At 49.6% G+C, this 24333-nt stretch carries 42 protein-coding genes and 1 pseudogene; 37 read left to right on the forward strand and 6 right to left on the reverse strand.

Translation table 11 applies throughout. The annotated features are described in order from the left end of the window. Positions 1-28: 28 nt before the first annotated feature. The 30 genes from rplC to arfA all read left to right on the forward strand — a co-directional run bounded on the left by rplC (position 29) and on the right by arfA (position 14524). Complete coding sequence (rplC, locus tag WC5_RS12930; RefSeq protein ID WP_000579833.1) at positions 29-658, forward strand: 50S ribosomal protein L3; 630 nt, start codon at positions 29-31, stop codon at positions 656-658. Between the two features lie 10 nt (positions 659-668). Beyond that, a complete protein-coding gene (rplD, locus tag WC5_RS12925) occupies positions 669-1274 on the forward strand; it encodes a 50S ribosomal protein L4 (RefSeq protein WP_000424395.1) in 606 nt (201 codons plus the stop codon). Then, a complete protein-coding gene (gene rplW, locus WC5_RS12920) occupies positions 1271-1573 on the forward strand; it encodes a 50S ribosomal protein L23 (RefSeq protein ID WP_000617544.1) in 303 nt (100 codons plus the stop codon). Before rplD ends, rplW begins: the two co-directional genes overlap by 4 nt. A gap of 17 nt (positions 1574-1590) precedes the next feature. After that, complete coding sequence (gene rplB, locus WC5_RS12915) at positions 1591-2412, forward strand: 50S ribosomal protein L2 (RefSeq protein ID WP_000301864.1); 822 nt, start codon at positions 1591-1593, stop codon at positions 2410-2412. A 16-nt stretch (positions 2413-2428) separates the two neighbouring features. Further along, entirely contained in the window at positions 2429-2707 is a 279-nt protein-coding gene (gene rpsS / locus WC5_RS12910) for a 30S ribosomal protein S19 (RefSeq protein ID WP_001138117.1), read from the forward strand. A 14-nt stretch (positions 2708-2721) separates the two neighbouring features. After that, entirely contained in the window at positions 2722-3054 is a 333-nt protein-coding gene (gene rplV, locus WC5_RS12905) for a 50S ribosomal protein L22 (RefSeq protein WP_000447529.1), read from the forward strand. Positions 3055-3071: 17 nt separating this feature from the next. After that, on the forward strand, positions 3072-3773 hold the full coding sequence (rpsC, locus tag WC5_RS12900) for a 30S ribosomal protein S3 (protein WP_000529945.1): 702 nt from the start codon (positions 3072-3074) through the stop codon (positions 3771-3773). Between the two features lie 12 nt (positions 3774-3785). Continuing rightward, entirely contained in the window at positions 3786-4196 is a 411-nt protein-coding gene (rplP, locus tag WC5_RS12895; protein WP_000941212.1) for a 50S ribosomal protein L16, read from the forward strand. Further along, positions 4196-4387, forward strand: coding sequence for a 50S ribosomal protein L29 (gene rpmC, locus WC5_RS12890; RefSeq protein ID WP_000644741.1), 192 nt, complete (start codon positions 4196-4198; stop codon positions 4385-4387). Before rplP ends, rpmC begins: the two co-directional genes overlap by 1 nt. Beyond that, positions 4387-4641, forward strand: coding sequence for a 30S ribosomal protein S17 (rpsQ, locus tag WC5_RS12885; RefSeq protein WP_000130100.1), 255 nt, complete (start codon positions 4387-4389; stop codon positions 4639-4641). The genes rpmC and rpsQ overlap by 1 nt, the downstream gene beginning before the upstream one ends. Before the next feature lie 164 nt (positions 4642-4805). Continuing rightward, positions 4806-5177 carry a 50S ribosomal protein L14 gene (rplN, locus tag WC5_RS12880; protein WP_000613955.1) on the forward strand — a complete coding sequence of 124 codons (372 nt, stop codon included), beginning with the start codon at positions 4806-4808 and terminating at the stop codon, positions 5175-5177. A gap of 10 nt (positions 5178-5187) precedes the next feature. Next, complete coding sequence (gene rplX, locus WC5_RS12875; protein WP_000729185.1) at positions 5188-5502, forward strand: 50S ribosomal protein L24; 315 nt, start codon at positions 5188-5190, stop codon at positions 5500-5502. Positions 5503-5516: 14 nt separating this feature from the next. Further along, entirely contained in the window at positions 5517-6056 is a 540-nt protein-coding gene (gene rplE, locus WC5_RS12870) for a 50S ribosomal protein L5 (RefSeq protein ID WP_001096200.1), read from the forward strand. A 14-nt stretch (positions 6057-6070) separates the two neighbouring features. Next, positions 6071-6376 carry a 30S ribosomal protein S14 gene (gene rpsN, locus WC5_RS12865; RefSeq protein ID WP_001118930.1) on the forward strand — a complete coding sequence of 102 codons (306 nt, stop codon included), beginning with the start codon at positions 6071-6073 and terminating at the stop codon, positions 6374-6376. Between the two features lie 33 nt (positions 6377-6409). Then, positions 6410-6802, forward strand: coding sequence for a 30S ribosomal protein S8 (rpsH, locus tag WC5_RS12860; RefSeq protein ID WP_000062611.1), 393 nt, complete (start codon positions 6410-6412; stop codon positions 6800-6802). A 12-nt stretch (positions 6803-6814) separates the two neighbouring features. Then, positions 6815-7348 carry a 50S ribosomal protein L6 gene (gene rplF, locus WC5_RS12855; RefSeq protein ID WP_000091945.1) on the forward strand — a complete coding sequence of 178 codons (534 nt, stop codon included), beginning with the start codon at positions 6815-6817 and terminating at the stop codon, positions 7346-7348. A 9-nt stretch (positions 7349-7357) separates the two neighbouring features. Continuing rightward, entirely contained in the window at positions 7358-7711 is a 354-nt protein-coding gene (gene rplR, locus WC5_RS12850; RefSeq protein WP_000358960.1) for a 50S ribosomal protein L18, read from the forward strand. Positions 7712-7725: 14 nt separating this feature from the next. Beyond that, on the forward strand, positions 7726-8229 hold the full coding sequence (gene rpsE, locus WC5_RS12845; RefSeq protein ID WP_000940122.1) for a 30S ribosomal protein S5: 504 nt from the start codon (positions 7726-7728) through the stop codon (positions 8227-8229). Positions 8230-8232: 3 nt separating this feature from the next. Next, a complete protein-coding gene (gene rpmD / locus WC5_RS12840; RefSeq protein WP_001140433.1) occupies positions 8233-8412 on the forward strand; it encodes a 50S ribosomal protein L30 in 180 nt (59 codons plus the stop codon). A 3-nt stretch (positions 8413-8415) separates the two neighbouring features. Then, on the forward strand, positions 8416-8850 hold the full coding sequence (rplO, locus tag WC5_RS12835) for a 50S ribosomal protein L15 (RefSeq protein ID WP_001238917.1): 435 nt from the start codon (positions 8416-8418) through the stop codon (positions 8848-8850). A gap of 7 nt (positions 8851-8857) precedes the next feature. Next, a complete protein-coding gene (secY, locus tag WC5_RS12830) occupies positions 8858-10189 on the forward strand; it encodes a preprotein translocase subunit SecY (protein WP_001118861.1) in 1332 nt (443 codons plus the stop codon). A gap of 31 nt (positions 10190-10220) precedes the next feature. Then, complete coding sequence (rpmJ, locus tag WC5_RS12825; protein WP_000868187.1) at positions 10221-10337, forward strand: 50S ribosomal protein L36; 117 nt, start codon at positions 10221-10223, stop codon at positions 10335-10337. Between the two features lie 146 nt (positions 10338-10483). Beyond that, on the forward strand, positions 10484-10840 hold the full coding sequence (gene rpsM, locus WC5_RS12820; protein WP_000090775.1) for a 30S ribosomal protein S13: 357 nt from the start codon (positions 10484-10486) through the stop codon (positions 10838-10840). Between the two features lie 16 nt (positions 10841-10856). Next, the gene (rpsK, locus tag WC5_RS12815) at positions 10857-11246 is read left to right on the forward strand and encodes a 30S ribosomal protein S11 (protein ID WP_001029684.1); all 390 of its coding nucleotides are present in this window, start codon (positions 10857-10859) and stop codon (positions 11244-11246) included. Between the two features lie 33 nt (positions 11247-11279). Further along, a complete protein-coding gene (gene rpsD / locus WC5_RS12810; protein ID WP_000135224.1) occupies positions 11280-11900 on the forward strand; it encodes a 30S ribosomal protein S4 in 621 nt (206 codons plus the stop codon). 25 nt (positions 11901-11925) lie between these two features. Then, a complete protein-coding gene (locus WC5_RS12805) occupies positions 11926-12915 on the forward strand; it encodes a DNA-directed RNA polymerase subunit alpha (RefSeq protein WP_001162094.1) in 990 nt (329 codons plus the stop codon). A gap of 40 nt (positions 12916-12955) precedes the next feature. Beyond that, entirely contained in the window at positions 12956-13339 is a 384-nt protein-coding gene (gene rplQ / locus WC5_RS12800) for a 50S ribosomal protein L17 (protein WP_001216368.1), read from the forward strand. A gap of 106 nt (positions 13340-13445) precedes the next feature. Further along, positions 13446-13814, forward strand: coding sequence for a DnaJ family domain-containing protein (locus tag WC5_RS12795; protein ID WP_000266524.1), 369 nt, complete (start codon positions 13446-13448; stop codon positions 13812-13814). Positions 13815-13824: 10 nt separating this feature from the next. Continuing rightward, positions 13825-14250, forward strand: a complete 426-nt coding sequence (gene zntR, locus WC5_RS12790; protein ID WP_000285594.1) for a Zn(2+)-responsive transcriptional regulator — start codon at positions 13825-13827, stop codon at positions 14248-14250. A gap of 55 nt (positions 14251-14305) precedes the next feature. Then, entirely contained in the window at positions 14306-14524 is a 219-nt protein-coding gene (gene arfA, locus WC5_RS12785) for an alternative ribosome-rescue factor ArfA (RefSeq protein WP_000092701.1), read from the forward strand. On the opposite strand, the gene mscL is transcribed toward arfA, so the two are convergent. The 5 genes from mscL to def form a co-directional block, all read right to left on the reverse strand. Next, the gene (gene mscL, locus WC5_RS12780; protein ID WP_000022446.1) at positions 14521-14931 is read right to left on the reverse strand and encodes a large-conductance mechanosensitive channel protein MscL; all 411 of its coding nucleotides are present in this window, start codon (positions 14929-14931) and stop codon (positions 14521-14523) included. The two genes, arfA and mscL, sit on opposite strands and share 4 nt — an antisense overlap. A 129-nt stretch (positions 14932-15060) precedes the next feature. Further along, positions 15061-16437 carry a Trk system potassium transporter TrkA gene (gene trkA / locus WC5_RS12775; protein WP_000691382.1) on the reverse strand — a complete coding sequence of 459 codons (1377 nt, stop codon included), beginning with the start codon at positions 16435-16437 and terminating at the stop codon, positions 15061-15063. A 21-nt stretch (positions 16438-16458) separates the two neighbouring features. Next, positions 16459-17748 (reverse strand): 16S rRNA (cytosine(967)-C(5))-methyltransferase RsmB, encoded by a 1290-nt coding sequence (gene rsmB, locus WC5_RS12770; protein ID WP_000744771.1) that lies wholly within the window; start codon positions 17746-17748, stop codon positions 16459-16461. A gap of 51 nt (positions 17749-17799) precedes the next feature. Next, complete coding sequence (gene fmt, locus WC5_RS12765) at positions 17800-18747, reverse strand: methionyl-tRNA formyltransferase (RefSeq protein ID WP_000004441.1); 948 nt, start codon at positions 18745-18747, stop codon at positions 17800-17802. Between the two features lie 14 nt (positions 18748-18761). Further along, entirely contained in the window at positions 18762-19271 is a 510-nt protein-coding gene (gene def, locus WC5_RS12760; RefSeq protein WP_000114984.1) for a peptide deformylase, read from the reverse strand. A gap of 129 nt (positions 19272-19400) precedes the next feature. Between def and dprA the strand changes: the two genes are divergently transcribed. From dprA to WC5_RS12730, 7 genes and pseudogenes are all read left to right on the forward strand, one after another. Continuing rightward, the gene (gene dprA / locus WC5_RS12755) at positions 19401-20525 is read left to right on the forward strand and encodes a DNA-protecting protein DprA (RefSeq protein WP_000228515.1); all 1125 of its coding nucleotides are present in this window, start codon (positions 19401-19403) and stop codon (positions 20523-20525) included. Next, positions 20497-20970: a DUF494 family protein Smg gene (smg, locus tag WC5_RS12750; protein ID WP_000460672.1), complete on the forward strand. Its 474-nt coding sequence runs from the start codon at positions 20497-20499 to the stop codon at positions 20968-20970. The genes dprA and smg overlap by 29 nt, the downstream gene beginning before the upstream one ends. Before the next feature lie 28 nt (positions 20971-20998). Then, a pseudogene (locus tag WC5_RS26135) lies at positions 20999-21241 on the forward strand (topoisomerase DNA-binding C4 zinc finger domain-containing protein); the annotation flags it as partial. Beyond that, on the forward strand, positions 21236-21541 hold the full coding sequence (locus tag WC5_RS26140; RefSeq protein WP_001332873.1) for a DNA topoisomerase family protein: 306 nt from the start codon (positions 21236-21238) through the stop codon (positions 21539-21541). The pseudogene WC5_RS26135 and the gene WC5_RS26140, both read left to right, overlap by 6 nt. Positions 21542-21545: 4 nt before the next feature. Next, positions 21546-22118 (forward strand): L-threonylcarbamoyladenylate synthase type 1 TsaC, encoded by a 573-nt coding sequence (gene tsaC, locus WC5_RS12740; protein ID WP_001301437.1) that lies wholly within the window; start codon positions 21546-21548, stop codon positions 22116-22118. Between the two features lie 4 nt (positions 22119-22122). Next, a complete protein-coding gene (gene aroE, locus WC5_RS12735; RefSeq protein ID WP_000451213.1) occupies positions 22123-22941 on the forward strand; it encodes a shikimate dehydrogenase in 819 nt (272 codons plus the stop codon). Further along, the gene (locus WC5_RS12730) at positions 22938-23195 is read left to right on the forward strand and encodes a DUF1488 family protein (protein ID WP_001070586.1); all 258 of its coding nucleotides are present in this window, start codon (positions 22938-22940) and stop codon (positions 23193-23195) included. Before aroE ends, WC5_RS12730 begins: the two co-directional genes overlap by 4 nt. On the opposite strand, the gene WC5_RS12725 is transcribed toward WC5_RS12730, so the two are convergent. Next, positions 23171-23725: a gamma carbonic anhydrase family protein gene (locus WC5_RS12725; RefSeq protein WP_001285641.1), complete on the reverse strand. Its 555-nt coding sequence runs from the start codon at positions 23723-23725 to the stop codon at positions 23171-23173. The two genes, WC5_RS12730 and WC5_RS12725, sit on opposite strands and share 25 nt — an antisense overlap. Between the last annotated feature and the right edge of the window lie 608 nt (positions 23726-24333).

Consider the following 24333-nt stretch of genomic DNA (forward strand, 5'->3'; position numbering starts at 1 on the left):
GTCATTGAGCGATTGAGAGGTTGAAACAATGATTGGTTTAGTCGGTAAAAAAGTGGGTATGACCCGTATCTTCACAGAAGACGGCGTTTCTATCCCAGTAACCGTAATCGAAGTTGAAGCAAACCGCGTTACTCAGGTTAAAGACCTGGCTAACGATGGCTACCGTGCTATTCAGGTAACCACCGGTGCTAAAAAAGCTAACCGTGTGACCAAGCCTGAAGCTGGCCACTTCGCTAAAGCTGGCGTAGAAGCTGGCCGTGGTCTGTGGGAATTCCGCCTGGCTGAAGGCGAAGAGTTCACTGTAGGTCAGAGCATTAGCGTCGAACTGTTTGCTGACGTTAAAAAAGTTGACGTAACTGGCACCTCTAAAGGTAAAGGTTTCGCAGGTACCGTTAAGCGCTGGAACTTCCGTACCCAGGACGCTACTCACGGTAACTCCTTGTCTCACCGCGTTCCGGGTTCTATCGGTCAGAACCAGACTCCGGGCAAAGTGTTCAAAGGCAAGAAAATGGCAGGTCAGATGGGTAACGAACGTGTAACCGTTCAGAGCCTTGACGTAGTACGCGTTGACGCTGAGCGCAACCTGCTGCTGGTTAAAGGTGCTGTTCCGGGTGCAACCGGTAGCGACCTGATCGTTAAACCAGCTGTGAAGGCGTAAGGAGATAGCAATGGAATTAGTATTGAAAGACGCGCAGAGCGCGCTGACTGTTTCCGAAACTACCTTCGGTCGTGATTTCAACGAAGCGCTGGTTCACCAGGTTGTTGTTGCTTATGCAGCTGGTGCTCGTCAGGGTACTCGTGCTCAGAAGACTCGTGCTGAAGTAACTGGTTCCGGTAAAAAACCGTGGCGCCAGAAAGGCACCGGCCGTGCGCGTTCTGGTTCTATCAAGAGCCCGATTTGGCGTTCTGGTGGCGTGACCTTCGCTGCTCGTCCGCAGGACCACAGTCAAAAAGTTAACAAGAAGATGTACCGCGGCGCGCTGAAAAGCATCCTGTCCGAACTGGTACGTCAGGATCGTCTGATCGTTGTCGAGAAGTTCTCTGTAGAAGCGCCGAAAACCAAGCTGCTGGCACAGAAACTGAAAGACATGGCTCTGGAAGATGTGCTGATCATCACCGGTGAGCTGGACGAAAACCTGTTCCTGGCTGCGCGCAACCTGCACAAGGTTGACGTACGCGATGCAACTGGTATCGACCCGGTTAGCCTGATCGCCTTCGACAAAGTCGTAATGACTGCTGATGCTGTTAAGCAAGTTGAGGAGATGCTGGCATGATTCGTGAAGAACGTCTGCTGAAGGTGCTGCGTGCACCGCACGTTTCTGAAAAAGCGTCTACTGCGATGGAAAAATCCAACACCATCGTACTCAAAGTTGCTAAAGACGCGACCAAAGCAGAAATCAAAGCTGCTGTGCAGAAACTGTTTGAAGTCGAAGTCGAAGTCGTTAACACCCTGGTAGTTAAAGGGAAAGTTAAACGTCACGGACAGCGTATCGGTCGTCGTAGCGACTGGAAAAAAGCTTACGTCACCCTGAAAGAAGGCCAGAATCTGGACTTCGTTGGCGGCGCTGAGTAAGTCGGAGGAGTAATACAATGGCAGTTGTTAAATGTAAACCGACATCTCCGGGTCGTCGCCACGTTGTTAAAGTGGTTAACCCTGAGCTGCACAAGGGCAAACCTTTTGCTCCGTTGCTGGAAAAAAACAGCAAATCCGGTGGTCGTAACAACAATGGCCGTATCACCACTCGTCATATCGGTGGTGGCCACAAGCAGGCTTACCGTATTGTTGACTTCAAACGCAACAAAGACGGTATCCCGGCAGTTGTTGAACGTCTTGAGTACGATCCGAACCGCTCCGCGAACATCGCGCTGGTTCTGTACAAAGACGGTGAACGCCGTTACATCCTGGCCCCTAAAGGCCTGAAAGCTGGCGACCAGATTCAGTCTGGCGTTGATGCTGCAATCAAACCAGGTAACACCCTGCCGATGCGCAACATCCCGGTTGGTTCTACTGTTCACAACGTAGAAATGAAGCCAGGTAAAGGCGGTCAGCTGGCACGTTCCGCTGGTACTTACGTTCAGATCGTTGCTCGCGATGGTGCTTATGTCACCCTGCGTCTGCGTTCTGGTGAAATGCGTAAAGTAGAAGCAGACTGCCGTGCAACTCTGGGCGAAGTTGGCAATGCTGAGCATATGCTGCGCGTTCTGGGTAAAGCAGGTGCTGCACGTTGGCGTGGTGTTCGTCCTACCGTTCGCGGTACTGCGATGAACCCGGTAGACCACCCACATGGTGGTGGTGAAGGTCGTAACTTTGGTAAGCACCCGGTAACCCCGTGGGGCGTTCAGACCAAAGGTAAGAAGACCCGCAGCAACAAGCGTACTGATAAATTTATCGTACGTCGCCGTAGCAAATAATTTTAGAGGATAAGCCATGCCACGTTCTCTCAAGAAAGGTCCTTTTATTGACCTGCACTTGCTGAAGAAGGTAGAGAAAGCGGTGGAAAGCGGAGACAAGAAGCCCCTGCGCACTTGGTCCCGTCGTTCAACGATCTTTCCTAACATGATCGGTTTGACCATCGCTGTCCATAATGGTCGTCAGCACGTTCCGGTATTTGTAACCGACGAAATGGTTGGTCACAAACTGGGTGAATTCGCACCGACTCGTACTTATCGCGGCCATGCTGCTGATAAAAAAGCGAAAAAGAAATAAGGTAGGAGGAAGAGATGGAAACTATCGCTAAACATCGCCATGCTCGTTCTTCTGCTCAGAAGGTTCGCCTTGTTGCTGACCTGATTCGCGGTAAGAAAGTGTCGCAGGCTCTGGATATTCTGACCTACACCAATAAGAAAGCGGCTGTACTGGTTAAGAAAGTTCTGGAATCTGCCATTGCTAACGCTGAACACAACGATGGCGCTGACATTGACGATCTGAAAGTTACGAAAATTTTCGTAGACGAAGGCCCGAGCATGAAGCGCATTATGCCGCGTGCAAAAGGTCGTGCAGATCGCATCCTGAAGCGCACCAGCCACATCACTGTGGTTGTGTCCGATCGCTGAGACTCTGGAGACTAGCAATGGGTCAGAAAGTACATCCTAATGGTATTCGCCTGGGTATTGTAAAACCATGGAACTCTACCTGGTTTGCGAACACCAAAGAATTCGCTGACAACCTGGACAGCGATTTTAAAGTACGTCAGTACCTGACTAAGGAACTGGCTAAAGCGTCCGTATCTCGTATCGTTATCGAGCGTCCGGCTAAGAGCATCCGTGTAACCATTCACACTGCTCGCCCGGGTATCGTTATCGGTAAAAAAGGTGAAGACGTAGAAAAACTGCGTAAGGTCGTAGCGGACATCGCTGGCGTTCCTGCACAGATCAACATCGCCGAAGTTCGTAAGCCTGAACTGGACGCAAAACTGGTTGCTGACAGCATCACTTCTCAGCTGGAACGTCGCGTAATGTTCCGTCGTGCTATGAAGCGTGCTGTACAGAACGCAATGCGTCTGGGCGCTAAAGGTATTAAAGTTGAAGTTAGCGGCCGTCTGGGCGGCGCGGAAATCGCACGTACCGAATGGTACCGCGAAGGTCGCGTACCGCTGCACACTCTGCGTGCTGACATCGACTACAACACCTCTGAAGCGCACACCACTTACGGTGTAATCGGCGTTAAAGTGTGGATCTTCAAAGGCGAGATCCTGGGTGGTATGGCTGCTGTTGAACAACCGGAAAAACCGGCTGCACAACCTAAAAAGCAGCAGCGTAAAGGCCGTAAATAAGGAGCGTCGCTGATGTTACAACCAAAGCGTACAAAATTCCGTAAAATGCACAAAGGCCGTAACCGCGGTCTGGCGCAGGGTACGGATGTTAGCTTCGGCAGCTTCGGTCTGAAAGCTGTTGGCCGTGGTCGTCTGACTGCCCGTCAGATCGAAGCAGCACGTCGTGCTATGACCCGTGCAGTTAAGCGTCAAGGTAAGATCTGGATCCGTGTGTTCCCGGACAAACCGATCACTGAAAAGCCGCTGGCAGTGCGTATGGGTAAAGGTAAAGGTAACGTGGAGTATTGGGTTGCCTTGATTCAGCCGGGTAAAGTCCTGTATGAAATGGACGGTGTTCCGGAAGAGCTGGCCCGTGAAGCATTCAAGCTGGCAGCAGCGAAACTGCCGATTAAAACCACCTTTGTAACTAAGACGGTGATGTAATGAAAGCAAAAGAGCTGCGTGAGAAGAGCGTTGAAGAGCTGAACACCGAGCTGCTGAACCTGCTGCGTGAGCAGTTCAACCTGCGTATGCAGGCTGCAAGTGGCCAGCTGCAACAGTCTCACCTGTTGAAGCAAGTGCGTCGCGATGTCGCACGCGTTAAGACTTTACTGAACGAGAAGGCGGGTGCGTAATGACCGATAAAATCCGTACTCTGCAAGGTCGCGTTGTTAGCGACAAAATGGAGAAATCCATTGTTGTTGCTATCGAACGTTTTGTGAAACACCCGATCTACGGTAAATTCATCAAGCGTACGACCAAACTGCACGTACATGACGAGAACAACGAATGCGGTATCGGTGACGTGGTTGAAATCCGCGAATGCCGTCCGCTGTCCAAGACTAAATCCTGGACGCTGGTTCGCGTTGTAGAGAAAGCGGTTCTGTAATACAGTACACTCTCTCGATACGAATAAACGGCTCAGAAATGAGCCGTTTATTTTTTCTACCCATATCTTTGAAGCGGTGTTATAATGCCGCGCCCTCGATATGGGGATTTTTAACGACCTGATTTTCGGGTCTCAGTAGTAGTTGACATTAGCGGAGCACTAAAATGATCCAAGAACAGACTATGCTGAACGTCGCCGACAACTCCGGTGCACGTCGCGTAATGTGTATCAAGGTTCTGGGTGGCTCGCACCGTCGCTACGCAGGCGTAGGCGACATCATCAAGATCACCATCAAAGAAGCAATTCCGCGTGGTAAGGTCAAAAAAGGTGATGTGCTGAAGGCGGTAGTGGTGCGCACCAAGAAGGGTGTTCGTCGCCCGGACGGTTCTGTCATTCGCTTCGATGGTAATGCTTGTGTTCTTCTGAACAACAACAGCGAGCAGCCTATCGGTACGCGTATTTTTGGGCCGGTAACTCGTGAGCTTCGTAGTGAGAAGTTCATGAAAATTATCTCTCTGGCACCAGAAGTACTCTAAGGAGCGAATCATGGCAGCGAAAATCCGTCGTGATGACGAAGTTATCGTGTTAACCGGTAAAGATAAAGGTAAACGCGGTAAAGTTAAGAATGTCCTGTCTTCCGGCAAGGTCATTGTTGAAGGTATCAACCTGGTTAAGAAACACCAGAAGCCGGTTCCGGCTCTGAACCAACCGGGTGGCATCGTTGAAAAAGAAGCCGCTATTCAGGTTTCCAACGTAGCAATCTTCAATGCGGCAACCGGCAAGGCTGACCGTGTAGGCTTTAGATTCGAAGACGGTAAAAAAGTCCGTTTCTTCAAGTCTAACAGCGAAACTATCAAGTAATTTGGAGTAGTACGATGGCGAAACTGCATGATTACTACAAAGACGAAGTAGTTAAAAAACTCATGACTGAGTTTAACTACAATTCTGTCATGCAAGTCCCTCGGGTCGAGAAGATCACCCTGAACATGGGTGTTGGTGAAGCGATCGCTGACAAAAAACTGCTGGATAACGCAGCAGCAGACCTGGCAGCAATCTCCGGTCAAAAACCGCTGATCACCAAAGCACGCAAATCTGTTGCAGGCTTCAAAATCCGTCAGGGCTATCCGATCGGCTGTAAAGTAACTCTGCGTGGCGAACGCATGTGGGAGTTCTTTGAGCGCCTGATCACTATTGCTGTACCTCGTATCCGTGACTTCCGTGGCCTGTCCGCTAAGTCTTTCGACGGTCGTGGTAACTACAGCATGGGTGTCCGTGAGCAGATCATCTTCCCAGAAATCGACTACGATAAAGTCGACCGCGTTCGTGGTTTGGATATTACCATTACCACTACTGCGAAATCTGACGAAGAAGGCCGTGCTCTGCTGGCTGCCTTTGACTTCCCGTTCCGCAAGTAAGGTAGGGTTACTAAATGGCTAAGCAATCAATGAAAGCACGCGAAGTAAAACGCGTAGCTTTAGCTGATAAATACTTCGCGAAACGCGCTGAACTGAAAGCGATCATCTCTGATGTGAACGCTTCCGACGAAGATCGTTGGAATGCTGTTCTCAAGCTGCAGACTCTGCCGCGTGATTCCAGCCCGTCTCGTCAGCGTAACCGCTGCCGTCAAACAGGTCGTCCGCATGGTTTCCTGCGGAAGTTCGGGTTGAGCCGTATTAAGGTCCGTGAAGCCGCTATGCGCGGTGAAATCCCGGGTCTGAAAAAGGCTAGCTGGTAATTGTCACCAATTGAATCACGGGAGTAAAGACAGATGAGCATGCAAGATCCGATCGCGGATATGCTGACCCGTATCCGTAACGGTCAGGCCGCGAACAAAGCTGCGGTCACCATGCCTTCCTCCAAGCTGAAAGTGGCAATCGCCAACGTGCTGAAGGAAGAAGGTTTTATTGAAGATTTTAAAGTTGAAGGCGACACCAAGCCTGAACTGGAACTGACTCTTAAGTATTTCCAGGGCAAAGCTGTTGTAGAAAGCATTCAGCGTGTCAGCCGCCCAGGTCTGCGCATCTATAAACGTAAAGATGAGCTGCCGAAAGTTATGGCGGGTCTGGGTATCGCAGTTGTTTCTACCTCTAAAGGTGTTATGACTGATCGTGCAGCGCGCCAGGCTGGTCTTGGTGGCGAAATTATCTGCTACGTAGCCTAATCGGAGGAAAAAATGTCTCGTGTTGCTAAAGCACCGGTCGTTGTTCCTGCCGGCGTTGATGTAAAAATCAACGGTCAGGTTATTACGATCAAAGGTAAAAACGGCGAGCTGACTCGTACTCTCAACGATGCTGTTGAAGTTAAACATGCAGATAATACCCTGACCTTCGGTCCGCGTGATGGTTACGCAGACGGTTGGGCTCAGGCTGGTACCGCGCGTGCCCTGCTGAACTCAATGGTTATCGGTGTTACCGAAGGCTTCACTAAGAAGCTGCAGCTGGTTGGTGTAGGTTACCGTGCAGCGGTTAAAGGCAATGTGATTAACCTGTCTCTGGGTTTCTCTCATCCTGTTGACCATCAGCTGCCTGCGGGTATCACTGCTGAATGTCCGACTCAGACTGAAATCGTGCTGAAAGGCGCTGATAAGCAGGTGATCGGTCAGGTTGCAGCGGATCTGCGCGCCTACCGTCGTCCTGAGCCTTACAAAGGCAAGGGTGTTCGTTACGCCGACGAAGTCGTGCGTACCAAAGAGGCTAAGAAGAAGTAAGGTAACACTATGGATAAGAAATCTGCTCGTATCCGTCGTGCGACCCGCGCACGCCGCAAGCTCCAGGAGCTGGGCGCAACTCGCCTGGTGGTACATCGTACCCCGCGTCACATTTACGCACAGGTAATTGCACCGAACGGTTCTGAAGTTCTGGTAGCTGCTTCTACTGTAGAAAAAGCTATCGCTGAACAACTGAAGTACACCGGTAACAAAGACGCGGCTGCAGCTGTGGGTAAAGCTGTCGCTGAACGCGCTCTGGAAAAAGGCATCAAAGATGTATCCTTTGACCGTTCCGGGTTCCAATATCATGGTCGTGTCCAGGCACTGGCAGATGCTGCCCGTGAAGCTGGCCTTCAGTTCTAAGGTAGAGGTGTAAGATGGCTCACATCGAAAAACAAGCTGGCGAACTGCAGGAAAAGCTGATCGCGGTAAACCGCGTATCTAAAACCGTTAAAGGTGGTCGTATTTTCTCCTTCACAGCTCTGACTGTAGTTGGTGATGGTAACGGTCGCGTTGGTTTTGGTTACGGTAAAGCGCGTGAAGTTCCAGCAGCGATCCAGAAAGCGATGGAAAAAGCCCGTCGCAATATGATTAACGTCGCGCTGAATAACGGCACTCTGCAACACCCTGTTAAAGGTGTTCACACGGGTTCTCGCGTATTCATGCAGCCGGCTTCCGAAGGTACCGGTATCATCGCCGGTGGTGCAATGCGCGCCGTTCTGGAAGTCGCTGGGGTTCATAACGTTCTGGCTAAAGCATATGGTTCCACCAACCCGATCAACGTGGTTCGTGCAACTATTGATGGCCTGGAAAATATGAGTTCTCCAGAAATGGTCGCTGCCAAGCGTGGTAAATCCGTTGAAGAAATTCTGGGGAAATAAACCATGGCAAAGACTATTAAAATTACTCAAACCCGCAGTGCAATCGGTCGTCTGCCGAAACACAAGGCAACGCTGCTTGGCCTGGGTCTGCGTCGTATTGGTCACACCGTAGAGCGCGAGGATACTCCTGCTATTCGCGGTATGATCAACGCGGTTTCCTTCATGGTTAAAGTTGAGGAGTAAGAGATGCGTTTAAATACTCTGTCTCCGGCCGAAGGCTCCAAAAAGGCGGGTAAACGCCTGGGTCGTGGTATCGGTTCTGGCCTCGGTAAAACCGGTGGTCGTGGTCACAAAGGTCAGAAATCTCGTTCTGGCGGTGGCGTACGTCGCGGTTTCGAAGGTGGTCAGATGCCTCTGTACCGTCGTCTGCCGAAATTCGGCTTCACTTCTCGTAAAGCAGCGATTACAGCCGAAGTTCGTCTGTCTGACTTGGCTAAAGTAGAAGGCGGTGTTGTAGACCTGAATACGCTGAAAGCGGCTAACATTATCGGTATCCAGATCGAGTTCGCGAAAGTGATCCTGGCTGGCGAAGTAACTACTCCGGTAACTGTTCGTGGCCTGCGTGTTACTAAAGGCGCTCGTGCTGCTATCGAAGCTGCTGGCGGTAAAATCGAGGAATAAGTAGCAGATGGCTAAACAACCGGGATTAGATTTTCAAAGTGCCAAAGGTGGCTTAGGCGAGCTGAAACGCAGACTGCTGTTTGTTATCGGTGCGCTGATTGTGTTCCGTATTGGCTCTTTTATTCCGATCCCTGGTATTGATGCCGCTGTACTTGCCAAACTGCTTGAGCAACAGCGAGGCACCATCATTGAGATGTTTAACATGTTCTCTGGTGGTGCTCTCAGCCGTGCTTCTATCTTTGCTCTGGGGATCATGCCGTATATTTCGGCGTCGATCATTATCCAGCTGCTGACGGTGGTTCACCCAACGCTGGCAGAAATTAAGAAAGAAGGGGAGTCTGGTCGTCGTAAGATCAGCCAGTACACCCGTTACGGTACTCTGGTGCTGGCAATATTCCAGTCGATCGGTATTGCTACCGGTCTGCCGAATATGCCTGGTATGCAAGGCCTGGTTATTAACCCGGGCTTTGCATTCTACTTCACCGCTGTTGTAAGTCTGGTCACGGGAACCATGTTCCTGATGTGGTTGGGCGAACAGATCACTGAACGAGGTATCGGCAACGGTATTTCAATCATTATCTTCGCCGGTATTGTCGCGGGACTCCCGCCAGCCATTGCCCATACTATCGAGCAAGCGCGTCAAGGCGACCTGCACTTCCTCGTGTTGCTGTTGGTTGCAGTATTAGTATTTGCAGTGACGTTCTTTGTTGTGTTTGTTGAGCGTGGTCAACGCCGCATTGTGGTAAACTACGCGAAACGTCAGCAAGGTCGTCGTGTCTATGCTGCACAGAGCACACATTTACCGCTGAAAGTGAATATGGCGGGGGTAATCCCGGCAATCTTCGCTTCCAGTATTATTCTGTTCCCGGCGACCATCGCGTCATGGTTCGGGGGCGGTACTGGTTGGAACTGGCTGACAACAATTTCGCTGTATTTGCAGCCTGGGCAACCGCTTTATGTGTTACTCTATGCGTCTGCAATCATCTTCTTCTGTTTCTTCTACACGGCGTTGGTTTTCAACCCGCGTGAAACAGCAGATAACCTGAAGAAGTCCGGTGCATTTGTACCAGGAATTCGTCCGGGAGAGCAAACGGCGAAGTATATCGATAAAGTAATGACCCGTCTGACCCTGGTTGGTGCGTTGTACATTACCTTTATCTGCCTGATCCCGGAGTTCATGCGTGATGCAATGAAAGTACCGTTCTACTTCGGTGGGACCTCACTGCTTATCGTTGTTGTCGTGATTATGGACTTTATGGCTCAAGTGCAAACTCTGATGATGTCCAGTCAGTATGAGTCTGCATTGAAGAAGGCGAACCTGAAAGGCTACGGCCGATAATTGGTCGCCCGAGAAGTTACGGAGAGTAAAAATGAAAGTTCGTGCTTCCGTCAAGAAATTATGCCGTAACTGCAAAATCGTTAAGCGTGATGGTGTCATCCGTGTGATTTGCAGTGCCGAGCCGAAGCATAAACAGCGCCAAGGCTGATTTATTCGCATATTTTTCTTGCAAAGTTGGGTTGAGCTGGCTAGATTAGCCAGCCAATCTTTTGTATGTCTGTGCGTTTCCATTTGAGTATCCTGAAAACGGGCTTTTCAGCATGGAACGTACATATTAAATAGTAGGAGTGCATAGTGGCCCGTATAGCAGGCATTAACATTCCTGATCATAAGCATGCCGTAATCGCATTAACTTCGATTTATGGCGTCGGCAAGACCCGTTCCAAAGCCATCCTGGCTGCAGCGGGTATCGCTGAAGATGTTAAGATCAGTGAGCTGTCTGAAGGACAAATCGACACGCTGCGTGACGAAGTTGCCAAATTTGTCGTTGAAGGTGATCTGCGCCGTGAAATCAGCATGAGCATCAAGCGCCTGATGGATCTTGGTTGCTATCGCGGTTTGCGTCATCGTCGTGGTCTCCCGGTTCGCGGTCAGCGTACCAAGACCAACGCACGTACCCGTAAGGGTCCGCGCAAACCGATCAAGAAATAATCGGGGTGATTGAATAATGGCAAAGGCACCAATTCGTGCACGTAAACGTGTAAGAAAACAAGTCTCTGACGGCGTGGCTCATATCCATGCTTCTTTCAACAACACCATCGTGACTATCACTGATCGTCAGGGTAACGCGTTGGGTTGGGCAACTGCCGGTGGTTCCGGTTTCCGTGGTTCTCGCAAATCCACTCCGTTTGCAGCTCAGGTTGCAGCAGAGCGTTGCGCTGACGCCGTGAAAGAATACGGCATCAAGAATCTGGAAGTTATGGTTAAAGGTCCGGGTCCAGGCCGCGAATCTACTATTCGTGCTCTGAACGCCGCAGGTTTCCGCATCACTAACATTACTGATGTGACTCCGATCCCTCATAACGGTTGTCGTCCGCCGAAAAAACGTCGCGTATAACGCTTCGTTTTCCAGGTTTGTTGGAGAAAGAAAATGGCAAGATATTTGGGTCCTAAGCTCAAGCTGAGCCGTCGTGAGGGCACCGACTTATTCCTTAAGTCTGGCGTTCGCGCGATCGATACCAAGTGTAAAATTGAACAAGCTCCTGGCCAGCACGGTGCGCGTAAACCGCGTCTGTCTGACTATGGTGTGCAGTTGCGTGAAAAGCAAAAAGTTCGCCGTATCTATGGTGTGCTGGAGCGTCAGTTCCGTAACTACTATAAAGAAGCAGCACGTCTGAAAGGCAACACCGGTGAAAACCTGTTGGCTCTGCTGGAAGGTCGTCTGGACAACGTTGTATACCGTATGGGCTTCGGTGCCACTCGTGCAGAAGCACGTCAGCTGGTTAGCCATAAAGCAATTATGGTAAACGGTCGTGTTGTTAACATCGCTTCTTATCAGGTTAGTCCGAATGACGTTGTAAGCATTCGTGAGAAAGCGAAGAAGCAGTCTCGCGTGAAAGCCGCTCTGGAGCTGGCTGAGCAGCGTGAAAAGCCAACCTGGCTGGAAGTTGATGCTGGCAAGATGGAAGGTACGTTTAAGCGTAAGCCGGAGCGTTCTGATCTGTCTGCGGACATTAACGAACACCTGATCGTCGAGCTTTACTCCAAGTAAAGCTTAGTACCAAAGAGAGGACACAATGCAGGGTTCTGTGACAGAGTTTCTAAAACCGCGCCTGGTTGATATCGAGCAAGTGAGTTCGACGCACGCCAAGGTGACCCTTGAGCCTTTAGAGCGTGGCTTTGGCCATACTCTGGGTAACGCACTGCGCCGTATTCTGCTCTCATCGATGCCGGGTTGCGCGGTGACCGAGGTTGAGATTGATGGTGTACTACATGAGTACAGCACCAAAGAAGGCGTTCAGGAAGATATCCTGGAAATCCTGCTCAACCTGAAAGGGCTGGCGGTGAGAGTTCAGGGCAAAGATGAAGTTATTCTTACCTTGAATAAATCTGGCATTGGCCCTGTGACTGCAGCCGATATCACCCACGACGGTGATGTCGAAATCGTCAAGCCGCAGCACGTGATCTGCCACCTGACCGATGAGAACGCGTCTATTAGCATGCGTATCAAAGTTCAGCGCGGTCGTGGTTATGTGCCGGCTTCTACCCGAATTCATTCGGAAGAAGATGAGCGCCCAATCGGCCGTCTGCTGGTCGACGCATGCTACAGCCCTGTAGAGCGTATTGCCTACAATGTTGAAGCAGCGCGTGTAGAACAGCGTACCGACCTGGACAAGCTGGTCATCGAAATGGAAACCAACGGCACAATCGATCCTGAAGAGGCGATTCGTCGTGCGGCAACCATTCTGGCTGAACAACTGGAAGCTTTCGTTGACTTACGTGATGTACGTCAGCCGGAAGTGAAAGAAGAGAAACCAGAGTTCGATCCGATCCTGCTGCGCCCTGTTGACGATCTGGAATTGACTGTCCGCTCTGCTAACTGCCTTAAAGCAGAAGCTATCCACTATATCGGTGATCTGGTACAGCGTACCGAGGTTGAGCTCCTTAAAACGCCTAACCTTGGTAAAAAATCTCTTACTGAGATTAAAGACGTGCTGGCTTCCCGTGGACTGTCTCTGGGTATGCGCCTGGAAAACTGGCCACCGGCAAGCATCGCTGACGAGTAACCGGATCACAGGTTAAGGTTTTACTGAGAAGGATAAGGTCATGCGCCATCGTAAGAGTGGTCGTCAACTGAACCGCAACAGCAGCCATCGCCAGGCTATGTTCCGCAATATGGCAGGTTCACTGGTTCGTCATGAAATCATCAAGACGACTCTGCCTAAAGCGAAAGAGCTGCGCCGCGTAGTTGAGCCGCTGATTACTCTTGCCAAGACTGATAGCGTTGCTAATCGTCGTCTGGCATTCGCCCGTACTCGTGATAACGAGATCGTGGCAAAACTGTTTAACGAACTGGGCCCGCGTTTCGCGAGCCGTGCCGGTGGTTACACTCGTATTCTGAAGTGTGGTTTCCGTGCAGGCGACAACGCGCCGATGGCTTACATCGAGCTGGTTGATCGTTCAGAGAAAGCAGAAGCTGCTGCAGAGTAATCTGAAGCAACGTAAAAAAACCCGCCCCGGCGGGTTTTTTTATACCTGTAGTATCCCCACTTATCTACAATAGCTGTACTCTTTTTGTTCATCCCCTGGAGTATTTATGTGGTTACTTGACCAGTGGGCAGAGCGCCATATATCAGAAGCGCAAGCGAAAGGTGAGTTTGATAACCTGCCAGGTAGCGGCGAACCATTGATACTTGATGATGATTCCCACGTGCCACCGGAATTACGTGCGGGGTATCGCTTGTTGAAGAATGCCGGTTACTTACCTCCAGAACTTGAACAGCGAAAGGAGGCAATTCAACTTATGGATATCCTCAAAGGCATTCGCCAGGACGATCCGCAATATCATGAGATTAGTCGTCGGTTGTTATTACTGGAGTTAAAGCTGCGACAAGCAGGATTGAGCACCGATTTTTTACGTGGCGTGTATGCTGAAAAATTGTTGAATAAAATCAATGATAACTAATGGAGTAAATATGTATCGCATTGGTGAGCTGGCAAAACTTGCGGAAGTAACGCCTGACACGATTCGTTATTACGAAAAGCAACAAATGATGGATCATGAAGTACGTACCGAAGGTGGTTTTCGTCTTTATACCGAAAGCGATCTCCGACGTTTGAAGTTTATTCGTCACGCCAGACAGCTCGGTTTCAGCCTTGAGTCGATCCGAGAATTACTGTCGATCCGTATCGATCCTGAACACCATACCTGTCAGGAGTCAAAAGGCATTGTGCAGGAAAGATTGCAGGAAGTCGAAGCACGGATAGCCGAGTTGCAGAGTATGCAACGTTCTCTGCAACGGCTTAATGATGCCTGTTGTGGGACGGCTCATAGCAGCGTTTATTGCTCGATTCTTGAAGCTCTTGAGCAAGGAGCGAGTGGCGTTAAGAGTGGCTGTTGATTTATTGCACTGGCGGGATTACACTCGCGCCGTTAAACAACCAACTGGAGTTTTTATGAGCCGATATCAGCATACTAAAGGGCAGATAAAGGATAATGCGATAGAAGCATTACTGCATGACCCCCTGTTCAGACAACGCGTAGAGAAAAATAAAAAAGGGAAAGGCAGCTATATGCGAAAAGGAAAACATGGCAATCGGGGGAACTGGGAGGCCAGTGGCAAGAAAGTGAATCGCTTTTTTACCACTGGCCTTCTGCTTTCTGGCGCTTGTTAAGAGCGGTTATTCTGCTCTTTCAGCAAATCACGAATTTCTGTCAGTAATACTTCTTCTTTAGTTGGTGCTGGAGCCGCCGCTGGTTCTTCTTTTTTCCGATTCAGTTTGTTGATTAGCTTAATCGCCATAAAGATGGCAAAGGCAACAATCAGAAAATCAAATACGTTTTGAATGAAGACGCCGTAATGCATAACAACAGCGGGTACATCCCCCTGCGCATCGCGTAATGTGACAGCAAACTGTTTAAAGTCGATCCCGCCAATTAATAAACCCAGTGGCGGCATGATGATATCAGCAACCAGTGAAGAGACGATCTTACCGAATGCCGCGCCGATAATGACACCCACTGCCAAATCCACCACGTTCCCGCGCATCGCAAATTCGCGAAATTCTTTAATAATGCTCATGTTATTCTCCCTATGAAACTGACATTTATAAGTCTAACAAATGTTAAGCCATTTTCCTGCCAGGAATGAATTTAATTAATCCTTGATAATCAAAGGGAAATAATAAGGCGTCATTAGACGCCTTATTAATTACAAAAAGAAAGGGCTTGGCTGGAAGAGTCTTTCGACGTCGGTAATAAACTTTTTATCTGTGAGGAACATAATTACGTGATCGCCTTGCTCAATGCGTAAATTATCATTAGCAATCATCACGTCGTTTCCACGTACCACCGCACCGATAATTGTCCCAGGCGGCAGTTTAATTTCATCAATAACCCGACCAACAACACGAGAAGTGCTCTCATCACCGTGAGCAACAGCTTCAATAGCTTCAGCCACACCTCGACGGAGTGAGGAAACACCAACAATATCAGCTTTTCGCACATGACTAAGCAACGCGGAAATAGTTGCTTGTTGCGGTGAAATCGCAATATCGATCACGCTTCCTTGAACCAGATCCACATAAGCGCGACGCTGGATCAACACCATCACCTTTTTCGCCCCCATACGTTTGGCAAGCATGGCGGACATGATATTGGCTTCGTCATCGTTGGTGACGGCAATAAACAGATCAACTTGATCAATATGTTCTTCAGCCAGCAGTTCCTGATCCGACGCATCGCCAAAAAAGACGATAGTATTCTGCAACTTTTCCGCCAATTCGGCTGCGCGCTGCTGATTACGTTCGATGAGTTTGACGCTGTAATCTTTTTCCAGACGACGCGCCAGTCCAGCACCGATATTGCCGCCGCCTACCAGCATAATCCGCTTATACGGTTTTTCCAGACGTTGTAATTCGCTCATCACCGCGCGGATATGTTGTGAAGCGGCAATAAAGAACACTTCATCACCAGCTTCAACGATGGTCGAACCTTGCGGACGAATGGGGCGATCGTGGCGGAAAATTGCTGCCACACGAGTATCGATATGTGGCATATGTTCGCGCATGGTCGAAAGTGCATTACCAATCAGCGGGCCACCATAATAGGCTTTAACCACAGCCAGGCTGACTTTACCCTCAGCGAAGTTCACCACCTGTAATGCGCCGGGATACTCAATCAGTCGGTAAATATTATCGATAACCAACTGCTCTGGCGCGATCAGATGATCAATCGGTACGGCATCAGAATGGAATAGCTTATCAGCATCTCGAACGTAGTCCGGCGAGCGGATACGAGCGATGCGATTAGGGGTGTTGAAAAGTGAGTAGGCTACCTGGCAGGCAACCATATTAGTTTCATCTGAACTGGTTACAGCAACCAGCATATCGGCGTCGTCGGCACCGGCCTCCCGCAATACGCGTGGATGAGAGCCATGCCCCTGCACAACACGCAGGTCAAATTTATCCTGCAAGGTCCGCAGACGCTCACCATTAGTATCGACAACGGTAATATCGTTGTTCTCACCAACCAGGTTTTCCGCCAGCGTGCCGCCAACCTGACCGGCACCCAGAATGATAATTTTCATCAGTCGCGACCCGTTATCTCATCACTTTTTGATTAGCTTAGCGTAAAAGAAGCCGTCGCCTTCTTCGGAGCCTGGCAGATTTTGCTTACCAGGTTGCTCTGGTGTTCCTGTTTCGCAAAGTACGGCATCATCCGTACGTTGCAAAAAGGCTTTAATCTGCTGGCTGTTCTCTTCCGGTAACACCGAACAGGTGGCATAAACCAGGGTTCCACCGGATTTTAAATGCGGCCAGATGGCGTCAAGAATTTCAGACTGCAACTGCGCGAGTTCCGGGATATCGCGGTCGCGACGCAACCATTTAATATCCGGATGGCGACGAATTACACCGGTTGCCGAACAAGGCGCATCTAATAAAATGCGATCAAACTGTTGCTCGCCGCACCATTGGGAAGGGTAACGGCCATCACCTTGTTTCACGATTGCCTTCATACCAAGGCGTTTTAAATTGTCGTAAACGCGAGAAAGGCGCTGTTCGTCAATATCAACCGCCAGCACTTGCGCTTCTGGTGCCACCTCAAGGATATGTGTTGTTTTACCGCCGGGGGCGGCACAAAGATCCAGAATGTGTTCACCGTTTTGTGGAGCAAGCCAGGTCATGCAACCTTGTGCTGATGCATCCTGAACGGTAACCCATCCTTCTTCAAAACCTGGTAGCGCATGAACCGGCGCGGGTGTTTCCAGGCGTACAGCATCCGGGTAATCCGCATGTGGGAAGCCTTTCATGCCTGCTTCTTCCAGAAGTCCAATCCAGCTATCGCGGGAATGATGCGTACGATTAATGCGTAGCCACATCGACGGGCGCTGGTTATTGGCTTCGACGATGGATTGCCACTGCTCTGGATATGCTTTTTGCAGACGCTTCAGCAACCAGGAAGGATGCAGATAACGTGCATCACTGGCATTAAACTCGGCTAATAACTCTTCTTGCTGACGCTGGAACTGGCGTAATACGCCGTTAATCAACCCTTTAAGCTGCGGGCGTTTAATCGCAACTGCGCCTTCAACTGTTTCCGCAAGCGCGGCGTGTGGCGGAATACGGGTATAAAGTAGTTGGTACAGTCCGACCATAATCAGGTAATGCACGGTCCGCTGTTTGCCGGTCATCGGACGGGCCATTAACTTATTAATCAGCCAGTCTAGCTGTGAGAGCGTACGCAGTACGCCAAAGCACAACTCTTGAAGAAGTGCTTTGTCTTTATCGGAAACTTTTTGCTGTAGCGGTGGCAGAATGTTGCTTAATGATTGCCCTTGCTCGACGACTTGTTCAATGGCCTGGGCCGCCATGCTACGTAAATTACGTTGTTTTTTCATAAGTATAAAAATAAAAATGCCCGGTAAGACCGGGCTTAGAAGAGTGGACTATCAGGCCAGACGGTTGCCCGGAACAAACCATTCCCGACGAGAATTCAGGAGGTCTTGCGCGCTCATCGCTTTCTTACCCGCAGGTTGTAACGAGAGCAGGTTCAGGATGCCATCACCAGTTGCAACCTGGATGCCTTGTTTGTTGGCTTCAAGGATCGTTCCTGGTGCAGCGTTGGTTGCCGTATCAATGACCGACGCTTTCCAGACTTTAACCGGCTGTCCTTCAATTTCCAGCCAGCTCATTGGCCATGGATTGAAAGCGCGAATGCAGCGTTCAAGCTGTGCTGCCGAAAGTGACCAGTCAATACGCGCTTCTTCTTTACTCAACTTTTCAGCGTAAGTGACAAGAGTTTCGTCCTGAACTTCTGGTTTCGCCGTGCCGTCTGCCAGTTGTTTCAACGTGGTGATAAGCCCTTGTGGGCCAAGCTCTGCCAGTTTGTCGTACAGCGTACCACTGGTATCTTCTGCGGTAATCGGGCAGGAGAGTTTATAAAGCATGTCGCCGGTGTCCAAACCGACATCCATTTGCATAATGGTCACGCCAGTTTCTGCATCACCCGCCCATAACGAACGTTGGATTGGCGCGGCACCGCGCCAGCGAGGTAGCAGTGAACCATGGACATTGATACAGCCGAGACGTGGCATCTCCAGCACAGCTTTAGGCAGAATCAGCCCATAAGCGACGACAACCATAACATCAGCTTGCAGATCGGCGACCAGTTGCTGGTTTTCTTGTGGACGCAAGGAAACAGGCTGAAAAACGGGTAAGCCTTTTTCTTCAGCCAACATTTTGACCGGACTTGGCATCAGCTTTTTGCCGCGCCCTGCTGGTCGGTCGGGTTGGGTAAACACGCCAACAACGTTATGTCCAGAAGACAACAGCGCGTCAAGATGACGCGCTGCAAAGTCAGGTGTACCCGCAAAAATAATACGTAGTGATTCTGACACGTTAATTCTTATCCTTAAGCCCGGGCTTTCAGACGATCCAGTTTTTCAACTTTCTGACGAATACGTTGTTGTTTTAGCGGTGACAGATAATCCATAAACAGTTTGCCAACCAGATGATCCATCTCATGCTGAATACAGATGGCTAACAGGCCGTCTGCTTCCAGTTCAAATGGTTTACCGTCGCGGTCCAGGGCGCGAATTTTCACTTTCTCTGCGCGCGGTACTAAAGCACGTTGTTCAGGGATCGACAGGCAACCTTCTTCAATGCCTGTTTCGCCGCTTTTTTCTAAAAGCTCCGGATTGATTAACACCAACCGTTCGTCACGGTTTTCCGAAACATCAATAACAATGATACGTTGATGGATATCAACCTGGGTTGCCGCCAGGCCAATACCTTCTTCTGCGTACATCGTCTCGAACATATCATCGACGATACGCTGAATTTCTGCATTCACTTCTTCTACCGGTTTAGCAACTTTGCGAAGCCGCTCGTCCGGAATATGTAACACTTGCAAAACTGACATAAATCTCCAGAGATGTGTTCAGGAGTTAGAAAGATTATTTCTTCTATTCTAGACAAATCCCCCTCTGATTGACAGCATCACTGACCAATCGCAAAGATTGCTAAGGCTGCTTATGGCAGGGAGATAAGGATGGTCGATACAGAAATTTGGCTGCGTCTGATGAGCATCAGCAGCTTGTACGGCGATGATATGGTCCGTATAGCTCACGCGTTGGCGAAACTACCACACATTGATGTTGTTATATTGCAACAAGTAGGGCTTTCCTTACGACAGGCACAGCGTTTCCTCTCTTTTTCGCAGAAGAGTCTGGATAGTGCGCTTATGTGGCTTGAGCAACCTAACCATCATTTTATCCCAGCGGATAGTGAATTTTACCCTCCTCAACTTCTCGCAACGGTTGATTATCCCGGAGCTCTGTTTGTTGCCGGGGAGCTTCCCGCATTGCGATCATTTCAGCTTGCCGTCGTGGGAAGTCGTGCTCATTCATGGTATGGCGAACGCTGGGGACGATTATTTTGCGAATCGCTGGCGACACGTGGCGTAACGATTACCAGTGGACTGGCGCGTGGAATCGATGGTGTGGCGCATAAAGCGGCGGTACAGGTAAATGGCGTTAGTATTGCGGTGCTGGGAAATGGACTCAATACCATTCATCCGCGTCGCCATATCCAACTCGCCGCTAGTCTGCTTGAACAGGGAGGCGCGATCGTTTCCGAATTTCCGCTGGATGTTCCACCACTGTCTTACAATTTCCCGCGAAGAAATCGCATTATCAGTGGTCTAAGTAAAGGTGTACTGGTGGTAGAAGCTGCTTTACGCAGTGGTTCTTTGGTGACAGCACGTTGTGCGCTTGAGCAGGGGCGTGAAGTTTTTGCCTTGCCAGGACCAATAGGGAATCCGGGAAGCGAAGGGCCTCACTGGTTAATAAAACAAGGTGCGATTCTTGTGACGGAACCGGAAGAAATTCTGGAAAACTTACAATTTGGATTGCACTGGTTGCCAGACGCCCCTGAAAATTCATTTTATTCACCAGATCAGCAAGACGTGGCATTGCCATTTCCTGAGCTCCTGGCTAACGTAGGAGATGAGGTAACACCTGTTGACGTCGTCGCTGAACGTGCCGGCCAACCTGTGCCAGAGGTAGTTACTCAACTACTCGAACTGGAGTTAGCAGGATGGATCGCAGCTGTACCCGGCGGCTATGTCCGATTGAGGAGGGCATGCCATGTTCGACGTACTAATGTATTTGTTTGAAACCTATATTCACACAGAAGCTGAGTTGCGTGTGGATCAAGACAAACTTGAACAGGATCTTACCGACGCAGGATTTGATCGAGAAGATATCTACAATGCCCTGCTTTGGCTTGAAAAGCTTGCGGATTATCAGGAAGGACTAGCAGAACCGATGCAACTGGCCTCTGATCCACTCTCCATGCGTATTTATACCCCTGAAGAGTGTGAAAGGCTGGATGCCAGCTGTCGTGGTTTTCTGCTTTTCCTTGAGCAAATTCAGGTGCTTAACCTTGAAACCCGTGAAATGGTGATAGAGCGAGTGCTCGCGCTGGATACCGCAGAGTTCGACCTGGAAGACTTGAAATGGGTAATCCTGATGGTGTTGTTCAATATTCCGGGCTGCGAAAATGCGTACCAGCAAATGGAAGAATTACTCTTTGAAGTGAATGAAGGTATGCTGCATTAATCATTTCTTTAATTCAGCATAAGTTGTTATGGCAAAATCAGCACTGTTCACGGTGCGTAATAATGAGTCCTGCCCAAAGTGCGGGGCTGAACTGGTTATTCGATCCGGGAAACACGGTCCGTTTCTTGGATGCTCACAGTATCCGGCGTGTGACTACGTCCGTCCTCTGAAATCTTCAGCGGATGGACATATTGTCAAAGTTCTGGAGGGGCAGGTTTGCCCCGTATGTGGCGCAAATCTGGTATTACGCCAGGGACGCTTTGGTATGTTTATTGGTTGCAGTAACTACCCTGAATGCGAACATACCGAACTTATCGATAAACCGGACGAAACAGCAATTACATGTCCCCAATGCCGGACGGGCCATCTGGTCCAGCGCCGCTCCCGTTATGGCAAAACATTTCACTCCTGTGATCGCTACCCGGAGTGTCAATTTGCCATTAACTTCAAACCCATAGCTGGAGAATGCCCTGAGTGTCATTATCCGCTACTCATCGAAAAGAAAACCGCGCAGGGTGTTAAACACTTTTGTGCCAGTAAACAATGTGGAAAGCCGGTTTCGGCGGAATAATAACGTGAATAATAACCTGCAAGGAGACGCTATCGCAGCTGCGATAGATGTCCTCAATGAAGAACGTGTCATCGCCTATCCAACGGAAGCCGTTTTCGGTGTTGGGTGCGATCCTGATAGCGAAACAGCAGTGATGCGACTGTTGGAGTTAAAACAGCGTCCGGTTGACAAGGGGCTGATTTTAATCGCAGCAAATTACGAGCAGCTTAAACCCTATATTGATGACACCATGTTGACTGACGTGCAGCGTGAAACCATTTTTTCCCGCTGGCCAGGTCCTGTCACCTTTGTCTTTCCCGCGCCTGCGACAACACCGCGCTGGTTGACGGGCCGCTTTGATTCGCTTGCTGTACGAGTCACCGACCATCCGTTGGTGGTTGCTTTGTGCCAGGCTTATGGTAAACCGCTGGTTTCTACCAGTGCCAACTTGAGTGGATTGCCACCTTGTCGAACAGTAGACGAAGTTCGCGCACAATTTGGCGCGGCGTTCCCGGTTGTGCCTGGTGAAACGGGGGGGCGTTTAAATCCTTCAGAAATCCGCGATGCCTTGACGGGTGAACTGTTTCGACAGGGGTAACATAATGGAAACCTATGCTGTTTTTGGTAATCCGATAGCCCACAGCAAATCGCCATTCATTCATCAGCAATTTGCTCAGCAACTGAATATTGAACATCCCTATGGGCGCGTGTTGGCACCCATCAATGATTTCATCAACACACTGAACGCTTTCTTTCGTGCTGGTGGTAAAGGTGCGAATGTGACGGTGCCTTTTAAAGAAGAGGCTTTTGCCAGAGCGGATGAGCTTACTGAACGGGCAGCGTTGGCTGGTGCTGTTAATACCCTCAAGCGGTTAGAAGATGGACGCCTGCTGGGTGACAATACCGATGGTATAGGCTTGTTAAGCGATCTGGAACGTCTGTCTTTTATCCGTCCTGGTTTACGTATTCTGCTCATCGGCGCTGGTGGAGCATCTCGCGGCGTACTACTGCCACTTCTTTCCTTGGACTGTGCGGTGACAATCACTAATCGGACGGTATCCCGCGCGGAAGAGTTGACTAAATTGTTTGCGCACACTGGCAGTATTCAGGCGTTGGGTATGGACGAACTGGAAGGTCATGAGTTCGATCTCATTATTAATGCAACATCCAGTGGCATCAGTGGTGATATTCCGGCGATCCCGTCATCGCTCATTCATCCAGGCATTTATTGCTATGACATGTTCTATCAGAAAGGAAAAACGCCTTTTCTGACATGGTGTGAGCAGCGAGGCTCAAAGCGTAATGCTGATGGTTTAGGAATGCTGGTGGCACAGGCGGCTCATGCCTTCCTTCTTTGGCATAGCGTTCTGCCTGATGTAGAACCGGTCATCAAACTATTGCAACAGGAGTTGTCAGCGTGAATCAGGCCATCCAGTTTCCAGACAGGGAGGAGTGGAATGAGAGCAAAAAATGCGTATGTTTTCCCGCTCTGGTGAACGGTATGCAACTGACTTGTGCAATTACTGGCGAAAGTCTGGCGAATCGCTTTACAGGGGATACGCCAGAACAGTACATAGCGAATTTTCGTCAGCATCGCTGGGACCTGGAAGAAGAAGCAGAAAGCTTAATTCAGGCTCAAAGCGAAGATGATCAAGGTTGGGTTTGGTTGCTTTGATCCAGATACTCGTCTTTCCATTTCACGTAGTTATTAGCTGAATAGCGTAACCCAGACTTTTCTTCATCAGTTAACGGGCGGATCTGCTTGACGGGGCTACCGAGATACAGATATCCGCTCTCCAGCCGTTTATTTTGTGGGACAAGGCTACCCGCCCCAATCATCACATCATCTTCTACTATTGCGCCATCAAGTAAAATTGAGCCCATCCCAACCAGCACACGATTGCCAATGGTGCAGCCGTGGAGCATCACTTTATGTCCAACCGTAACATCTTCGCCGACGATCAACGGATTGCCTTGTGGATTAGCCGTTGATTTATGGGTCACGTGTAAGACGCTGCCATCCTGGATATTGGTTCGGGCGCCGATCTGAACATAATTAACATCACCACGAATTACAACAAGTGGCCAGATCCCCACATCATCGGCCAACCGAACATCACCAATAACCACACTACTACAGTCGATCATGACTCGCTGACCGATTTGTGGAAAAAGATCCCGGTATGGGCGTAGAGTGTCTGACATACTTACCTCAACGAAAAATGATTTATCTATGACTTTGGGTGCTTTATTAGCCTTGCGCAAGTGTTTTGCTATGTAAAAATGCGCCATTTTGCATGTGAATGCAGCAAAGAGGATGAAAAAACAACAAACAGAAAAAAAGATCAAAAAAGTGCTTGTGCAAAAAATTGGGATCCCTATAATGCGCCTCCGTTGAGACGACAACGTGAAACACTTCACAAGATGGTCGTAACAACGAAGAGAAAAAATCCTGAAATTCGGGGTTGACTCTGAAAGAGGAAAGCGTAATATACGCCACCTCGCGACAGTGAGCTGAAAGCCGCGTCGCAACTGCTCTTTAACAATTTATCAGACAATCTGTGTGGGCACTCGAAGATACGGATTCTTAACGTCCTCGGACGATAAATGAATACCAAGTCTCAAGAGTGAACACGTAATTCATTACGAAGTTTAATTCTTTGAGCATCAAACTTTTAAATTGAAGAGTTTGATCATGGCTCAGATTGAACGCTGGCGGCAGGCCTAACACATGCAAGTCGAACGGTAACAGGGATCAGCTTGCTGATTCGCTGACGAGTGGCGGACGGGTGAGTAATGTCTGGGAAACTGCC

It is taken from the genome of Escherichia sp. KTE114 (genome assembly GCF_000407765.1).
In the GTDB taxonomy this organism is placed as follows: Bacteria; Pseudomonadota; Gammaproteobacteria; order Enterobacterales; family Enterobacteriaceae; genus Escherichia; species Escherichia ruysiae.

Coding starts and splice junctions, on each gene's coding strand:
- rplP (WP_000941212.1), top strand. CDS start 3,786: ATGTTACAACCAAAGCGTACAAAATTCCGTAAAATGCACAAAGGCCGT.
- mscL (WP_000022446.1), bottom strand. CDS start 14,931: ATGAGCATTATTAAAGAATTTCGCGAATTTGCGATGCGCGGGAACGTG.
- rpmD (WP_001140433.1), top strand. CDS start 8,233: ATGGCAAAGACTATTAAAATTACTCAAACCCGCAGTGCAATCGGTCGT.
- aroE (WP_000451213.1), top strand. CDS start 22,123: ATGGAAACCTATGCTGTTTTTGGTAATCCGATAGCCCACAGCAAATCG.
- rpsK (WP_001029684.1), top strand. CDS start 10,857: ATGGCAAAGGCACCAATTCGTGCACGTAAACGTGTAAGAAAACAAGTC.
- rplW (WP_000617544.1), top strand. CDS start 1,271: ATGATTCGTGAAGAACGTCTGCTGAAGGTGCTGCGTGCACCGCACGTT.
- def (WP_000114984.1), bottom strand. CDS start 19,271: ATGTCAGTTTTGCAAGTGTTACATATTCCGGACGAGCGGCTTCGCAAA.
- rplF (WP_000091945.1), top strand. CDS start 6,815: ATGTCTCGTGTTGCTAAAGCACCGGTCGTTGTTCCTGCCGGCGTTGAT.
- rpmC (WP_000644741.1), top strand. CDS start 4,196: ATGAAAGCAAAAGAGCTGCGTGAGAAGAGCGTTGAAGAGCTGAACACC.
- rsmB (WP_000744771.1), bottom strand. CDS start 17,748: ATGAAAAAACAACGTAATTTACGTAGCATGGCGGCCCAGGCCATTGAA.
- rplD (WP_000424395.1), top strand. CDS start 669: ATGGAATTAGTATTGAAAGACGCGCAGAGCGCGCTGACTGTTTCCGAA.
- WC5_RS26140 (WP_001332873.1), top strand. CDS start 21,236: ATGTTTATTGGTTGCAGTAACTACCCTGAATGCGAACATACCGAACTT.
- rplR (WP_000358960.1), top strand. CDS start 7,358: ATGGATAAGAAATCTGCTCGTATCCGTCGTGCGACCCGCGCACGCCGC.
- rpsC (WP_000529945.1), top strand. CDS start 3,072: ATGGGTCAGAAAGTACATCCTAATGGTATTCGCCTGGGTATTGTAAAA.
- rpsE (WP_000940122.1), top strand. CDS start 7,726: ATGGCTCACATCGAAAAACAAGCTGGCGAACTGCAGGAAAAGCTGATC.
- WC5_RS12725 (WP_001285641.1), bottom strand. CDS start 23,725: ATGTCAGACACTCTACGCCCATACCGGGATCTTTTTCCACAAATCGGT.
- rplO (WP_001238917.1), top strand. CDS start 8,416: ATGCGTTTAAATACTCTGTCTCCGGCCGAAGGCTCCAAAAAGGCGGGT.
- rpsD (WP_000135224.1), top strand. CDS start 11,280: ATGGCAAGATATTTGGGTCCTAAGCTCAAGCTGAGCCGTCGTGAGGGC.
- rplB (WP_000301864.1), top strand. CDS start 1,591: ATGGCAGTTGTTAAATGTAAACCGACATCTCCGGGTCGTCGCCACGTT.
- trkA (WP_000691382.1), bottom strand. CDS start 16,437: ATGAAAATTATCATTCTGGGTGCCGGTCAGGTTGGCGGCACGCTGGCG.
- rpsS (WP_001138117.1), top strand. CDS start 2,429: ATGCCACGTTCTCTCAAGAAAGGTCCTTTTATTGACCTGCACTTGCTG.
- rpsQ (WP_000130100.1), top strand. CDS start 4,387: ATGACCGATAAAATCCGTACTCTGCAAGGTCGCGTTGTTAGCGACAAA.
- secY (WP_001118861.1), top strand. CDS start 8,858: ATGGCTAAACAACCGGGATTAGATTTTCAAAGTGCCAAAGGTGGCTTA.
- dprA (WP_000228515.1), top strand. CDS start 19,401: ATGGTCGATACAGAAATTTGGCTGCGTCTGATGAGCATCAGCAGCTTG.
- WC5_RS12795 (WP_000266524.1), top strand. CDS start 13,446: ATGTGGTTACTTGACCAGTGGGCAGAGCGCCATATATCAGAAGCGCAA.
- zntR (WP_000285594.1), top strand. CDS start 13,825: ATGTATCGCATTGGTGAGCTGGCAAAACTTGCGGAAGTAACGCCTGAC.
- rpmJ (WP_000868187.1), top strand. CDS start 10,221: ATGAAAGTTCGTGCTTCCGTCAAGAAATTATGCCGTAACTGCAAAATC.
- rplV (WP_000447529.1), top strand. CDS start 2,722: ATGGAAACTATCGCTAAACATCGCCATGCTCGTTCTTCTGCTCAGAAG.
- rplX (WP_000729185.1), top strand. CDS start 5,188: ATGGCAGCGAAAATCCGTCGTGATGACGAAGTTATCGTGTTAACCGGT.
- rplQ (WP_001216368.1), top strand. CDS start 12,956: ATGCGCCATCGTAAGAGTGGTCGTCAACTGAACCGCAACAGCAGCCAT.
- rpsN (WP_001118930.1), top strand. CDS start 6,071: ATGGCTAAGCAATCAATGAAAGCACGCGAAGTAAAACGCGTAGCTTTA.
- arfA (WP_000092701.1), top strand. CDS start 14,306: ATGAGCCGATATCAGCATACTAAAGGGCAGATAAAGGATAATGCGATA.
- WC5_RS12805 (WP_001162094.1), top strand. CDS start 11,926: ATGCAGGGTTCTGTGACAGAGTTTCTAAAACCGCGCCTGGTTGATATC.
- rplC (WP_000579833.1), top strand. CDS start 29: ATGATTGGTTTAGTCGGTAAAAAAGTGGGTATGACCCGTATCTTCACA.
- rpsH (WP_000062611.1), top strand. CDS start 6,410: ATGAGCATGCAAGATCCGATCGCGGATATGCTGACCCGTATCCGTAAC.
- rplN (WP_000613955.1), top strand. CDS start 4,806: ATGATCCAAGAACAGACTATGCTGAACGTCGCCGACAACTCCGGTGCA.
- smg (WP_000460672.1), top strand. CDS start 20,497: ATGTTCGACGTACTAATGTATTTGTTTGAAACCTATATTCACACAGAA.
- rplE (WP_001096200.1), top strand. CDS start 5,517: ATGGCGAAACTGCATGATTACTACAAAGACGAAGTAGTTAAAAAACTC.